General features: G+C 71.7%; 12 protein-coding genes. 8 read left to right on the top strand and 4 right to left on the bottom strand.

Annotated elements, in window-relative coordinates; genetic code table 11:
• Window positions 1–97: 97 nt before the first annotated feature.
• Window positions 98–889 (bottom strand): transcriptional repressor LexA, encoded by a 792-nt coding sequence (lexA, locus tag DT019_RS34505; RefSeq protein WP_114040937.1) that lies wholly within the window; start codon window positions 887–889, stop codon window positions 98–100.
• Window positions 890–1,445: 556 nt separating this feature from the next.
• Here lexA and nrdR point away from each other — a divergent pair.
• Window positions 1,446–1,967, top strand: coding sequence for a transcriptional regulator NrdR (gene nrdR / locus DT019_RS34500; protein WP_114040936.1), 522 nt, complete (start codon window positions 1,446–1,448; stop codon window positions 1,965–1,967).
• A gap of 155 nt (window positions 1,968–2,122) precedes the next feature.
• On the top strand, window positions 2,123–5,017 hold the full coding sequence (locus tag DT019_RS34495) for a vitamin B12-dependent ribonucleotide reductase (RefSeq protein ID WP_114040935.1): 2,895 nt from the start codon (window positions 2,123–2,125) through the stop codon (window positions 5,015–5,017).
• Window positions 5,018–5,138: 121 nt separating this feature from the next.
• On the opposite strand, the gene DT019_RS34490 is transcribed toward DT019_RS34495, so the two are convergent.
• Window positions 5,139–5,669 (bottom strand): TerD family protein, encoded by a 531-nt coding sequence (locus tag DT019_RS34490; RefSeq protein ID WP_114040934.1) that lies wholly within the window; start codon window positions 5,667–5,669, stop codon window positions 5,139–5,141.
• Between the two features lie 163 nt (window positions 5,670–5,832).
• Between DT019_RS34490 and DT019_RS34485 the strand changes: the two genes are divergently transcribed.
• The 6 genes from DT019_RS34485 to DT019_RS34460 all read left to right on the top strand — a co-directional run bounded on the left by DT019_RS34485 (window position 5,833) and on the right by DT019_RS34460 (window position 10,785).
• On the top strand, window positions 5,833–6,684 hold the full coding sequence (locus tag DT019_RS34485; protein WP_223279904.1) for an arylamine N-acetyltransferase family protein: 852 nt from the start codon (window positions 5,833–5,835) through the stop codon (window positions 6,682–6,684).
• An 88-nt stretch (window positions 6,685–6,772) separates the two neighbouring features.
• Complete coding sequence (locus tag DT019_RS34480; protein WP_114040932.1) at window positions 6,773–7,378, top strand: YdbC family protein; 606 nt, start codon at window positions 6,773–6,775, stop codon at window positions 7,376–7,378.
• A 78-nt stretch (window positions 7,379–7,456) separates the two neighbouring features.
• The gene (locus DT019_RS34475; RefSeq protein WP_114040985.1) at window positions 7,457–8,116 is read left to right on the top strand and encodes a histidine phosphatase family protein; all 660 of its coding nucleotides are present in this window, start codon (window positions 7,457–7,459) and stop codon (window positions 8,114–8,116) included.
• 12 nt (window positions 8,117–8,128) lie between these two features.
• Window positions 8,129–9,049, top strand: a complete 921-nt coding sequence (locus DT019_RS34470) for an ADP-ribosylglycohydrolase family protein (protein WP_114040931.1) — start codon at window positions 8,129–8,131, stop codon at window positions 9,047–9,049.
• Window positions 9,050–9,231: 182 nt separating this feature from the next.
• The gene (locus tag DT019_RS34465; protein ID WP_114040984.1) at window positions 9,232–9,942 is read left to right on the top strand and encodes a ribonuclease HII; all 711 of its coding nucleotides are present in this window, start codon (window positions 9,232–9,234) and stop codon (window positions 9,940–9,942) included.
• Window positions 9,943–10,164: 222 nt separating this feature from the next.
• Window positions 10,165–10,785, top strand: a complete 621-nt coding sequence (locus tag DT019_RS34460) for a hypothetical protein (protein WP_114040930.1) — start codon at window positions 10,165–10,167, stop codon at window positions 10,783–10,785.
• 198 nt (window positions 10,786–10,983) lie between these two features.
• Here DT019_RS34460 and DT019_RS34455 read toward each other — a convergent pair whose 3' ends face one another.
• Together DT019_RS34455 and DT019_RS34450 are read right to left on the bottom strand one after the other, a co-directional pair.
• Window positions 10,984–11,625 carry a hypothetical protein gene (locus DT019_RS34455; RefSeq protein ID WP_114040929.1) on the bottom strand — a complete coding sequence of 214 codons (642 nt, stop codon included), beginning with the start codon at window positions 11,623–11,625 and terminating at the stop codon, window positions 10,984–10,986.
• Between the two features lie 217 nt (window positions 11,626–11,842).
• Window positions 11,843–14,014: a RecQ family ATP-dependent DNA helicase gene (locus tag DT019_RS34450; RefSeq protein ID WP_223279903.1), complete on the bottom strand. Its 2,172-nt coding sequence runs from the start codon at window positions 14,012–14,014 to the stop codon at window positions 11,843–11,845.
• Window positions 14,015–14,157: the final 143 nt, after the last annotated feature.

Below are 14,157 nucleotides of genomic sequence, written 5' to 3'. Positions count from 1 at the left end.
CCGTGCGCGGCGGGTGGAGCACCAAGGGCCCGGGACACAGCGGGGCCCCGAGACCGGCGCAGAGGGTCCCGGGGCCCGGTCGGAGCCGGCGGAGGGGTCAGACCCGCCGGAGCACTGCCACGACCTTGCCCAGGATGGTCGCGTCGTCGCCGGGGATCGGCTGGTAGGCGGCGTTGTGCGGGAGCAGCCAGATGTGGTTGTCCTCGCGCTTGAAGCGCTTGACGGTGGCCTCGCCGTCGAGCATCGCGGCGACGATGTCGCCGTTCTCGGCGACCGGCTGGCGGCGCACCGTGACCCAGTCGCCGTCACAGATCGCGGCCTCGATCATCGAGTCGCCGACGACCTTCAGGACGAAGAGCTCGCCGTCACCGACCAGCTGGCGGGGGAGCGGGAAAACGTCCTCGACCGACTCCTCGGCGAGGATCGGGCCACCGGCGGCGATCCGGCCGACCAGCGGCACGTACGACGCGGCGGGCTTGCCCGCGGTGTCGGTGGGCTGGCTGCTCGGCTGGTCGGAGCCGCGGACCTCGTACGCGCGCGGCCGGTGCGGGTCGCGGCGCAGGAAGCCCTTGCGCTCCAGGGCCATCAGCTGGTGGGCGACGGACGAGGTGCTGGAGAGGCCGACGGCCTGGCCGATCTCCCGCATCGACGGCGGGTAGCCACGCCGCTGCACGGAGTCCCGGATGACCTCGATGACCCGGCGCTGCCGGTCGGTGAGCCCCGAGCTGTCCGCGCGGATCCCTGGAGGTCGGCCTGGCAGGGAGCGGGCAGGCCGCCCGGCGTCCGCCCCCTGGTTCGTGACTGCGTCATTCATGGCATGCACCGGCTCAAGTCGGGTCTGGGAGCGGTCCTGGGCAGTGATGGTGGCACTGTCTGCGGTGGTGGTCACGTCGGCCCCTCTCGAAATGGTCTCCCTAGCTGGACAACGGTAGTTGCTTTCGAAAGGTTGCGCCAAACACACGTTCGAGTGAAAAATCGCAGAACGCGCTCCGTGGTCTTGCGGGTGGGTGTATGTGCGAGTCCCGATTGGGGGCCCGTCGAACGGCAATTCGGTCGATTACGGTACCCTTCACCGCCGGGGCGGACGCTCGGCGTCCTCCCCTTCGGGGACCGTTCCGCCGACCGCCGCGTGTCGCTCGCGAGGACGCCGCACCGGCGCCCAGTCTGTCATCCAGCACCCCGCGATCCGGCGTTGCCACGCGCTTCCCGTAACCTCTTGGGCGGCCGGAAATCGCCGGGCCGCGGCCGGGGTTCGCCGACACGCGGTAGGGCTGGATAAACGGCAAAACCCTAGATCTAGTGGTTGGATTGGTGCAGCCACCCAGAAGTTGTGGTCCATGGTCTTTCAAGGCCCTGGCCATCGCCTATGCTTGTGGTCGCTTCGCGGGGAGGTTTCCGGGCCCGGTGAGGCTATTCAGTCGTGCTGTGAAGGAGGGTTGGGAACCATGCACTGCCCCTTCTGCAGGCACCCCGACAGCCGTGTCGTCGACAGCCGTACGACCGACGACGGTACGTCGATCCGCCGGCGCCGCCAGTGCCCCGACTGCTCCCGTCGCTTCACGACGGTGGAGACGGCCTCGCTGATGGTCATCAAGCGATCCGGCGTCACCGAACCCTTCAGCCGTACCAAGGTCATCTCCGGCGTCCGCAAGGCATGCCAGGGGCGGCCCGTCACCGAGGACGCCCTCGCCAAGCTCGGCCAGCGGGTCGAAGAGGCGGTGCGCGCCACCGGCAGCGCCGAGCTGACCACCCACGACGTGGGGCTCGCCATACTCGGCCCGTTGCAGGAGCTCGACCTCGTCGCGTACCTGCGCTTCGCGTCCGTTTACCGGGCTTTCGACACGCTCGAAGACTTCGAGGCCGCCATCGTGGAACTCCGCGAGCGGCGGCCTCCCGCAGGCCAATCAGACGAGTGCGTGGCCGGCGCGACCCCCGAGGTCCCCGTGCCCGCCACCGCCGCCGACTGACCGAAGGGCCCGGACGGGCCCGCGGTCGCCGATCGGCGGCAATCCAGGACCTGCCAGGGGTGAGCTTCCGCTGCGCCCATGGCAACAGACAAACACCGTGCCTCGGGAACATTCAGGCACTTTTGGGCGTTTTTGCCCGCGTATGGGAGGCGGCAATGACAGAGACGGCGAGCGGCCCGGCACGAGGCTCCCGAGCCAAGGGATCCAAGGCCACCAAGGGTCTGCGCATCGAGCGCATCCACACCACCCCCGGCGTGCATCCGTACGACGAGGTGGCCTGGGAGCGCCGTGACGTCGTCATGACCAACTGGCGCGACGGCTCGGTCAACTTCGAGCAGCGTGGCGTCGAGTTCCCCGACTTCTGGTCGGTGAACGCGGTCAACATCGTCACCAGCAAGTACTTCCGCGGGGCCGTCGGCACCCCGCAGCGCGAGACCGGTCTCAAGCAGCTCATCGACCGGATCGTGAAGACCTACACGAAGGCCGGCGAGGAGTACGGCTACTTCGCCTCGCCCGCCGACGCCGAGATCTTCGAGCACGAGCTGGCGTACGCACTCCTGCACCAGATCTTCAGCTTCAACTCGCCGGTGTGGTTCAACGTCGGCACGCCCCAGCCGCAGCAGGTCTCGGCCTGCTTCATCCTGTCCGTCGACGACTCCATGGAGTCGATCCTCGACTGGTACAAGGAAGAGGGCATGATCTTCAAGGGCGGCTCCGGCGCCGGCCTGAACCTCTCCCGCATCCGCTCCTCCAAGGAGCTGCTGTCCTCCGGCGGCAACGCCTCGGGCCCCGTCTCCTTCATGCGCGGTGCCGACGCCTCCGCCGGAACCATCAAGTCCGGCGGCGCCACCCGCCGCGCGGCCAAGATGGTCATCCTCGACGTCGACCACCCCGACATCGAGAACTTCATCGAGACCAAGGTGAAGGAAGAGGAGAAGATCCGCGCGCTGCGCGACGCGGGCTTCGACATGGACCTGGGCGGCGACGACATCACGTCCGTCCAGTACCAGAACGCCAACAACTCGGTCCGCGTGAACGACGAGTTCATGAAGGCCGTCGAGACCGGCGGCAAGTTCGGGCTGCGGGCCCGCATGACCGGTGACGTCATCGAAGAGGTCGACGCCAAGTCGCTCTTCCGCAAGATGGCCGAGGCCGCCTGGGCCTGCGCCGACCCCGGCATCCAGTACGACGACACCATCAACCACTGGCACACCTGCCCCGAGTCCGGCCGCATCAACGGCTCGAACCCGTGCAGCGAGTACATGCACCTGGACAACACGTCCTGCAACCTCGCGTCCCTGAACCTGATGAAGTTCCTCAAGGACGACGGCAAGGGCCACCAGTCCTTCGAGGTCGAGCGCTTCGCCAAGGTCGTCGAGCTCGTCATCACGGCGATGGACATCTCCATCTGCTTCGCGGACTTCCCGACCCAGAAGATCGGCGAGAACACCCGCGCCTACCGCCAGCTGGGCATCGGCTACGCCAACCTCGGCGCCCTGCTGATGGCCACGGGCCACGCGTACGACTCCGACGGCGGCCGCGCGCTCGCCGGCGCCATCACCTCCCTGATGACCGGCACCTCGTACAAGCGCTCGGCCGAGCTCGCCGCGGTCGTCGGCGCGTACGACGGTTACGCCCGCAACGCCGAGCCGCACCAGCGCGTCATGAAGCAGCACGCCGACGCCAACGCCGCGGCCGTCCACATGGACGACCTGGACAACCCGATCTGGGCCGCCGCCACGGAGGCCTGGCAGGACGTGATCCGGCTCGGCGCGAAGAACGGTTTCCGCAACGCGCAGGCCTCGGTCATCGCGCCGACCGGCACCATCGGTCTCGCCATGTCGTGCGACACCACCGGCCTGGAGCCCGACCTCGCCCTGGTCAAGTTCAAGAAGCTCGTCGGCGGCGGCTCGATGCAGATCGTCAACGGCACGGTGCCCCAGGCGCTGCGCCGCCTCGGCTACCAGGAGGAGGCGATCGAGGCGATCGTCGCCCACATCGCCGAGAACGGGAACGTCATCGACGCCCCGGGCCTGAAGACCGAGCACTACGAGGTCTTCGACTGCGCCATGGGCGAGCGTTCCATCTCCGCGATGGGCCACGTCCGCATGATGGCCGCCATCCAGCCGTGGATCTCGGGCGCCCTGTCCAAGACGGTCAACCTGCCGGAGACGGCGACCGTCGAGGACGTCGAGGAGGTCTACTTCGAGGCGTGGAAGATGGGCGTCAAGGCGCTCGCCATCTACCGCGACAACTGCAAGGTCGGCCAGCCCCTCTCCGCGAAGACCAAGGAGAAGGAGAAGGAGGCGGTCACCGCCAAGGCCGAGGAGACCATCCGCACCGCGGTCGAGAAGGTCGTCGAGTACCGCCCGGTCCGCAAGCGCCTCCCCAAGGGCCGCCCGGGGATCACCACCTCCTTCACGGTGGGTGGCGCCGAGGGCTACATGACCGCCAACTCCTACCCGGACGACGGTCTCGGCGAGGTCTTCCTCAAGATGTCCAAGCAGGGCTCCACCCTCGCGGGCATGATGGACGCCTTCTCCATCGCCGTCTCCGTCGGCCTCCAGTACGGCGTGCCGCTGGAGACCTACGTCTCGAAGTTCACCAACATGCGCTTCGAGCCGGCCGGCATGACGGACGACCCGGACGTGCGGATGGCGCAGTCGATCGTCGACTACATCTTCCGCCGCCTGGCGCTCGACTTCCTGCCGTTCGAGACCCGCTCGGCCCTCGGCATCCACTCCGCCGAGGAGCGCCAGCGCCACCTGGACACCGGCTCGTACGAGCCGACCCTGGAGGACGACGAGCTGGACGTGGAGAGCCTGGCCCAGTCGGCCCCGCGCCAGACGGAGCCCCTGAAGGCCGTCTCCTCGCCGGTGCCGGCCGCCGTCGAGGCCCCGAAGGTCGCGCACAACTCGGCCGAGCTCGTCGAGATGCAGCTCGGCGTCAGCGCGGACGCGCCGCTCTGCTTCTCCTGCGGTACGAAGATGCAGCGGGCCGGCTCCTGCTACATCTGCGAGGGCTGCGGCTCGACCAGCGGCTGCAGCTGACACCGCGGCTCCGCCGGACGGTCCGTCCGGCGGAGCCCGTAGGTCTGGCTGACCAGTGACGTGCTGAGGGGACCGGCGACCGCCGGTCCCCTCAGGCGTGTTCGCTGGGCGCGGGCCCGGCTCAGGCGGTCGCGGAGCCCATGGCCGCGATGAAGGCGTCCGGGTCGAGGTCGAAACCGCGGACGTCCTCGCGGAACTCCCACGTGCCCGCCGCGTTCCGGGTGAACTCCGCGACCGTCGCCGCTCTGGCCCCCGCCACCTCGGCGAAGCCGTGCCGGGACAGCTCGGTGTATCCGTGCCGGACGCGGACGCCCGGGTCGGCCACGTCGCCGAAGACGAGTCGTCCCGACCCCTGCTGGATGACGACGCCGACCAGCACGCGCCCGTGCTCGGCGGGCATGCGGCCGAGGTCCAGGGTCATGACCTCGTCGTAGCCGAGGCCCTGGCCGGTCCGGCTGTCGCGGTCCAGCCAGATCGTGCCGTCGGGGGAGCGGTGGTCGAAGTACACGCAGTAGTCGGGCGGTCCGCAGGGGGCTGCCGCCGGATAGACGCCCGCGACCAGATCGAGGTCGTGGGCGGGTGAGCCGAGCGGGCTGGGGTCCCAGCGCAGCGCCACCTCGACCGTGCCGAGCCCTTTGCCGATGCCGCTCATGCAAACCCCTCCCCGTGCCTGCCCTGCCGCCCCCGCGCCCCTCCCATGCTGTCACGGCCGTGCGGGAAAGTCGTTCGGTCAACGGGTTGGCGCCCGGCGTCCTGGCGGCGATCATGGTGCCGGGCGGGGGCCGCGAGGGCCCCCGGACCGGCAACGGGGGATCATGATGTGGAACGGTCAAGAGGTCGATCTGGACGCCTACTTCGCGCGGATCGGCTACGACGGTGACGGGGCGCCCACCCTGGACACCTTGCGGGAGCTGCACCGGGCGCACGTGGCGACGATCCCCTTCGAGAACCTGGACGTGGCCCTCGGCCGGCCCGTGCGGCTGGACGTGAAGAGCCTCCTGGCCAAGCTCGTCGGGCAGGCTCGCGGCGGCTACTGCTACGAGCAGAACTCGCTGTTCGCCGCCGTGCTGGAACGGCTGGGCTTCGAATGCACCGCACGCGGCGCCCGCGTCCGGGCCCGGGGCACTGTCCTGCCCCCGATGACCCACGCACTCCTCGCGGTCCCCGCCGAGGGTCAACTCTGGCTCTGCGACACGGGGTTCGGGCATCAGGGCCCGCTGGAGCCGGTCCCGCTGCGGGACGGCGCGGTCGTGGAGCAGGGCGGCTGGACCTTCGGCGTCGTCACCGAGGAGGACGGCACCCACGTCCTGCGGTCGCGGCGCCGCGAGGGATGGCTGGACCTCTACGCCTTCGCCCCGCAGGCGATCAACCCGGCCGACTTCACGGTCATGAACCACTACAGCTCCTCGCACCCCCGCTCCCGTTTCGTGGGCCAGGTGGTGGCGCAGCGGACCGCGCCCGGCGTGCGCCGGGCGCTGGTCCGGGACGAGTTCACCACCATTCGTACGGACGGCACCGAGGAGCGGCGCCGGGTGGCCGCCGATGAGCTCGGAACGCTGTTGTCAGAGGCCTTCGATATCGTGATGGAGCGGGAAGAAGTCGCACAACTGGGCGCGCTGGCGCAGGGGTTGAAGGAGCGAGGGCCTCGCTCCGGCGTTCGGGGGTGAACTGGGTTTCGAGGCGTACGGCGTTCTCCCCTGGAAGTACGCCGCCGGAGCCTGACCGGGGCGTGGCCGCGCGCCGTACGATGGCGCGGTGCTGGTCAAGTGGATTCGCTGCACCGTGGTGGACCGCCGCGGTTTCGAGCGGGGGCAGCGGAAATGGGCGGGGTTACTCGGCGAGCCCGGTTTCCGGGGGCAGGGCGGCGGCTGGAGCCGGAGGCGGCCGGAAGTGGCCCATGTCTTCGGCTTCTGGGAGAGCCGTGCGTTCTACGACTCCTTCATGGCCCGCGCGCACGACCGGCTCGCTGCCACCCAGTCCGGCACGTACAAGGACATCGAGGTGAAGCTCTTCGACCACCGCTTCGATGTGAAGACCGGCTTCGAGCCGCGCTTCACCGACGCGGACGTGGTCCGCGTCGCGCACTGCACGGTGCACCAGGAGCGGGTCGAGCACTTCGCGCTGATGCAGGAGAAGGTCTGGAACCCCGCGATGGCGGGGTCCCCGGGCATGCTGCGCGGGCTGTTCGCCGAGGCGCCCGGCCAGGAGTTCCTGGTGCTCTCGATGTGGCAGTCGGCGGCCGAGCACGGCAAGTACCGGGCCGACCGGGTGGAGCGGCTCTCGCTGCGTGCCCAGACCGAGACCGACGTCGCGGCCCTGACCGGCGACGTCGTCGAGCTCGACCAGGACTGGACGGTCTGAGGCGGCCCGCCGCGCGCCTACGCCGGATGGAGGCCGGACAAGTGCTCGATCGGGGCGCCGGCGATCTAGTGTTTGGGCATGGCACGACCACGGCGCATCGTCCTCGTCCGGCACGGCGAGTCGGAAGGCAATGCCGACGACACCGTGTACGAGCGCGAACCCGACCACGCGCTGAGACTCACCGAGGCGGGCCTGCGCCAGGCCGAGGCGACCGGTGAGCGACTGCGCGCGATGTTCGGGAACGAGAAGGTCAGCGTCTACGTCTCGCCCTACCGGCGCACCCACGAGACGTTCCGCGCGTTCGGCCTCGACCCGGAGCAGGTACGGATCCGGGAGGAGCCCCGGCTGCGCGAGCAGGACTGGGGGAACTGGCAGGACCGGGACGACGTCAAGCTCCAGAAGGCGTACCGGGACGCCTACGGTCACTTCTTCTACCGGTTCGCGCAGGGCGAGTCGGGGGCCGACGTGTACGACCGGGTGGGGGCGTTCCTGGAGAGCCTCTACCGGAGCTTCGAGGCGCCGGACCATCCGCCCAACGTGCTCCTCGTGACCCATGGGCTCACCATGAGGCTGTTCTGCATGCGCTGGTTCCACTGGAGCGTGGCGGACTTCGAATCGCTGTCCAATCCGGGGAACGCCGAGACCAGGACGCTGCTCCTCGGCGCCGACGGGCGGTACTCGCTGGACCGCCCGTTTCAGCGGTGGCGTGCCCCGGAGCCGTACGGGATCACCGGATAGAGTGGCTGTGAGATGACCGCTGACTCCGCCACCGAATCACTCGACCCGCGTTTCACACGCGCGCTGGGCAGCCTGCGCGGGCTGTCCGTCGGCGACGCACTGGGCTCCCAGTTCTTCGTCCCCGTCAACTACCCCCTCCTCAAGCGGCGCGAACTGCCCGACGGCCCCTGGCAGTGGACCGACGACACCGAGATGGCCTGTTCGGTCCTTGCCGTGCTCGTCTCGCACGGCCGCGTCGACCAGGACGCGCTCGCGCTGTCCTTCGCCCACCACCACGACTTCGACCGGGGCTACGGGCCCGCGGTCAACCGGATGCTCCGCCTGGTCAGGGAGGGCGGGGACTGGCGAGAACTGGCCTCCGCGCTGTTCAAGGGCCAGGGTTCCTGGGGCAACGGCTCCGCCATGCGGATCGCGCCGCTCGGCGCCTGGTACGCCGATGACCCCGAGCAGGCCACCCACCAGGCCGAGATCTCCTCGTACACCACCCACCAGCACCGCGAGGCTGTGGTCGGCGCCATGGCGGTCGCCGCGGCCGCGGCCCTGGCGGCCGCCCCCGCCGGGCCGCCCGAGGCGGGCGAACTGCTCGACTCGGTGATCGCGCTGGTGCCGCGCAGCGCGGTCGGTGCGGGGCTGCGACGGGCGCGCGACATGCTGGACTACGACGACGCGGCGACGGTGGCCGCGGTGCTCGGCTCCGGACGGCGCACCAGCGCGCACGACACCGTGCCGTTCGCCCTCTGGTCGGCGGCGCGCGGGCTCGGCGACTACGAGCGCACGTTCTGGACGACCGCGCAGGTGGGCGGCGACGTCGACACGACCTGTGCGATCGCCGGGGGAGTGGTCGCGGCCGCCAAGGCCGGGGCCCCGCCCGCCGCCTGGCTGGAGCGCACCGAACACCTCCCGGACTGGGTCCCGGCGACCCCCGTCGGCTGAGCCGTCCCCGGCCGGTGCCGTACCGGCGGAAGGTGTGCGGGAGCGAAGGGAACGTGGCCGCGAAGACCGCCCCCATCACGGCGCCGCAGCGCGTTCTCGCACCGCCCGCGCGGGGCTTGCCGACGGTGTTGGAGGACCTGGGTGTCGCGGGCGGCACCCGGCGGCGTAACCTTGCAGGCGCCATGCCGTACGAACCACCCACCCACAGCGTCGAGCGCTCGATTCGCGCCACCACCGGGGCCAAGATCGTCGCCGGTGTCGACGAAGTCGGACGCGGGGCGTGGGCCGGTCCCGTCACGGTCTGCGCCGCGATCACCGGACTGCGGCGCCCGCCCGCCGGGCTCACCGACTCCAAGCTGCTCAGCCCCAAGCGCCGCACCGAGCTCGCCGCGGTCCTCGAAGGCTGGGTCACCGCCTACGCGCTCGGCGACTCCTCGCCGGAGGAGATCGACGAGCTGGGCATGACGGAGGCCCTGCGCCTGGCCGCCGTGCGGGCCCTTGAGGCCCTGCCGGTCCGGCCGGACGCGGTCATCCTCGACGGCAAGCACGACTACCTCGGGCTGCCGTGGCGGGTCCGTACGGTGATCAAGGGCGATCAGTCCTGCATCGCGGTCTCGGCGGCCTCGGTGATCGCCAAGGTGCGCCGGGACGCGATGATGGCCGAACTCCTGGGCGCCCAGGGGGAGTACGCGGGATTCGGCTTCGCCGAGAACGCCGGGTATCCCTCGCCCGTGCACAAGGCGGCGCTGGCGGAGCTGGGGCCCACCCCGTACCACCGGCTGTCCTGGTCGTACCTCGACACGCTGCCCCAGTGGCGGCACCTGAAGAAGACGCGGCTCTCCGCGGAGGCGGCCGCACTCGAAAGCGGGGGACAGCTCGGCTTCGACTTCTGACCCGGATCACGGCCGAGTCCCGGAGGTTCTCCGTCCGTTGTCCGCACGGTGCGGCCCCGTTCCCGGAGCCTTCCGGTCCGCTTCGCGGACGGGCGAAAGTACGGGCCCGCGTCCTGAAATCCCTGGACTTTCCCGCCCAGTTGCGGGGAGACTCCGCCCCGATCGCACCTTTGTGCCCACCCGCCGGTGACGCCTTCACCGGCATTTGATAGACATCAACTCATGCCTCTCATCCCCGAGGAGCCTCAGATTCACGAGAGTGCCCAGGGTCCCCGCGTCACCCCGGCCGCCGGCCGCACCGCGCAGACCCCTCACCCCGTACCCGGTCCGCGTTCCGCGGCCACACCGCGACCCGGACGTCCGGGCCCCGGCCCGGCCCGGCCCACGCCTCCCGCGCAGCGGTCCCACGGCTCCGCCGCGCAGACCCCGCCCACCCCGCCGCCGGCCTCGTCCGGCCCGCAGATCCAGCTGATCCCGGCTCCGGCCGAGGGCGCGCTGGACGCCGCGGGCGAAGCGGTGGACCTGCTGCTCGACTCCGGCCGCGCGCCGGGCGACATCCTGGTCCTCACCACCGGTGAGCCGCACCCGTGGGCGGCGCACGAGCTGTCCTTCGGCGAGGACGCCTACTGGGCCCAGCACGACGCCCGGGACGACGTCTTCTACGCCGGTGCCGCCGCCGTGGACCGGGCCTCCGCTCGGCCCGTGGTCGTCGTCGCCGTCAACGACGCCGCGGCCGACGACGCCGGTCGCGCGCTGCCGCTCGCCCTGGCCCGCGCCGAGGCGCTGCTCATCGTGTGCGGTGACCCGCAGCGGATCAACGCGGCGCTCGGCGCCGGAGTCTGAGCACCGACGCAGCCAGTTCGGCCCCGCGCACGATGGTCCGTGCGCGCGGGACCGGGTCGGGAATCCGGGGCGAGCGCTCCGGAGCCCGAAGCCCAGAGGCCGTGCCGCCCTGCCCCGGGCCGGATCCGTCCGGCGGGGCGGCGGGCGGACCCCATCAGGCCGGGCCCGGGATTGCGCCCGTGGCTGTGCCGGAACGGTTCAGCGCGCGGCCGTGCGCCGCAGCATCTCCACCGCGCCGGCGCCGGAGCGCAGCCGCAGCGGCTCGGCCAGTTCGGACTCGGCCTCGGCCAGGGAGCCCGGACCGGCGAGCGAGCTGGGGCGGCGGCCGCCGCGCCCCTCGCCGAGCACCTGCCAGCCGCCGCGCGTGAGCGTGATGTACGCGCCGCAGCGCAGCCCGTGCAGGGTGCAGGCGTCGCGCAGACCCCACATCCAGGCGCCGTCCTCCTCCGTCCAGCGCTCGTCGCCGTCGCGGCAGTAGAGCAGCACGGCGGTGCGCACCGGGGCCCGGCGGCGCAGATCGTGCGGGATCACCCGGCGCAGGTGCGCGAGCAGCGCGTTGCGGAACTCCCAGCCGTCGGCCGGTGCGGCGCGGCGCGCGAACGAGGCGCTGGCCGCGAGCCGTTCCTCGTGGTCCAGGACCGCGACGACGGCGGTCGTGGGCGTCGGCCGGTGCCGGGCGTGCAGCCCGCTGACGACCTCGCGGGGATTGCGCAGCAGCGGAATGCCGGCCGCGGCCCACTCGGCGGGTTCCAGAATCCTGCCGAGACGGTTCGCGGAGTCGGCCGACATGGGGGCGGAGGCTGCTGCCGAGGCTGCGGACGGAGCGAATCCGAAGGTCACGGTCCTCCCTTCCGGATACGCGCCCACAGAGCGGGCAGGGTCGGGTGAGGGCGCACCACGGCACAGCCCTTCCGGACCACAGGGGGGCCGTGCGGGGGTGGCTCCAATTCTTGCCGCCGCGCGGTCAGGCGGCAACGAGCAATTGACGACGCTGACCTGAATCGACGGGTATGGCACTCATATCCCTGCCCAGCGGCACCGCCGGCCACCCCTGCGGTCACGACTGGATCGCGAGGACCAGGGGGAACACCCCCTTGGCCCCGGAGCGGCGCAGCAGCCGGGCCGCCACCGCCAGCGTCCAGCCCGTGTCGGACGCATCGTCGATCAGCAACACCGGCCCTTGGGCCTCGACCAGCGCCGCCGCCAGCGGCTCCGGGACCGTGAAGGCGTGGTGCAGGGCACGGACCCGCTGGGCGCTGTTGGACTGCGCGATCCGCTCACCCTCGACCCCCGGCGCATAGGCGAGGGAGCCGAGCAGGGGCATCCGGCCGATCTCGGCGATCCGCGCGCCCAGCGAGGAGACCAGCGCAGGCCGGGTGCGCGAGGGCAGGGTCACCACACCGGCGGGCCGGGGCGGTGCGTCGGGACCGCCCGAGGCCCAGCCGCCGGGCCCCTTCGCCCAGTCGGCCAACACGCTCACCACCGCCTGCACCACGTCGTCCGGCACCGGACCGTCCGGGGCGCCCGGCGCGAGCATCGGGCGCAGCCGGTTGCCCCAGCCGATGTCCGATAGCCTCCCCAACGCCCGGCCCGAAAAGGCCAGTTCGCCCGCCGGGATGCGGCCCTTCAGGTCGATGCCGATCGCCGCGAGACCCGTGGGCCACATCTTGCGGGGCTCCACCTCCACGCCCGGCCGGGTCAGCTCGCCGCGCGCCACGTCCAGGGCCGCGCCGGAGACGTCCGCGGTGAAGCGCGCGCCCGCGCAGTTGTCGCAGCGCCCGCACGGGGCTGCCTGCTCGTCGTCCAGCTGGCGGCGCAGGAACTCCATCCGGCACCCCGTCGTGGAGGCGTAGTCGCGCATCGCCTGCTGCTCGGCGGCGCGCTGGCGAGCGACCCACGCGTACCGCTCGGTGTCGTACACCCAGGGCTCGCCCGTGGTCGTCCAGCCGCCCTTGACGCGGCGTACCGCGCCGTCCACGTCCAGCACCTTGAGCATCGTCTCCAGTCGGGTGCGCCGCAGCTCCACCAGCGGTTCCAGGGCGGGCAGCGACAGTGGCCGACCGGCCTGCGCCAGCACGTCGAGCGTGCGCCGGACCTGCTCCTCGGGCGGGAAGGCCACCGACGCGAAGTACTTCCAGATCGCCTCGTCCTCGCGGCCCGGCAGCAGCAGCACCTCCGCGTGCGCCACACCGCGGCCCGCGCGGCCGACCTGCTGGTAGTAGGCGATGGGGGAGGAGGGCGAGCCCAGGTGGACGACGAAGCCCAGGTCCGGCTTGTCGAAGCCCATGCCGAGCGCTGAGGTGGCGACCAGCGCCTTGACGCGGTTGGCCAGCAGGTCGTCCTCGGCATGCTGGCGGTCCGCGTTCTCCGTCTTGCCGGTGTACGAGGCGACCGTGTGCCCGCTCCGGCGCAGGTACGCGGTGATCTCCTCGGCCGCCGCGACCGTGAGCGTGTAGATGATCCCCGAGCCCGGCAGCTCGTCGAGGTGGTCGGCGAGCCAGCCGAGGCGGTGCGCCGCGTCGGGCAGCGCGAGCACGTTGAGGCTGAGGCTCTCGCGGTCCAGCGGGCCGCGCAGCACCAGCGCGTCCGAGCCGCCGCCGGTGCCGAGCTGCTCGGCGACGTCCGCCGTCACCCGCGCGTTGGCGGTGGCCGTGGTCGCCAACACCGGCACGCCCGGCGACAGTTCGGCCAGCATGGTGCGCAGCCGGCGGTAGTCCGGCCGGAAGTCGTGGCCCCAGTCGGAGATGCAGTGCGCCTCGTCCACCACGAGCAGGCCCGTGGCCGCGGACAGCTTCGGCAGCACGTTGTCCCGGAAATCCGGATTGTTGAGCCGCTCCGGCGACACCAGCAGCACGTCCACCGCGCCCGCGGCGACCTCCTCCTGGATGGTGTCCCACTCCTCCGGGTTGGCCGAATTGATCGTCCGGGCGCTGATGCCCGCCCGGGCCGCCGCCTCGACCTGGTTGCGCATCAGGGCGAGCAGCGGCGAGACGATCACCGTGGGCCCCGCGCCCTGGGCCCGCAGCAGTGCGGTCGCCACGAAGTACACCGCCGACTTGCCCCACCCGGTGCGCTGCACGACGAGCGCCCGCCGCTTGTCGGCGACCAGCGCCTCGATGGCCCGCCACTGGTCCTCGCGCAGCCGCGCGGTGCCGGTGGCGTCCCCGACGAGACGGGCGAGGACCGTGTCGGCCTCCATGCGCAGTTCCGCGTTGCTCGTGTGCTCCATGCCCCCATACAACAGGACGGGTCCGACAATCGCGGAACGAACCGTTCCTGATCAGCCGCCCCCGCTGGTCACCGAGGCGCGCGGGCCCTCGCGCGACCGGCATGGAGACGGTGTGGGAACGACCGTGTCGGTCTGCGCACGGA

It is taken from the genome of Streptomyces sp. SDr-06, assembly GCF_003324565.1.
GTDB lineage: Bacteria > Actinomycetota > Actinomycetes > Streptomycetales > Streptomycetaceae > Streptomyces.
Note: the sequence above shows the minus strand (reverse complement) of the source record. Positions and strands in the feature narration are given on the sequence as shown.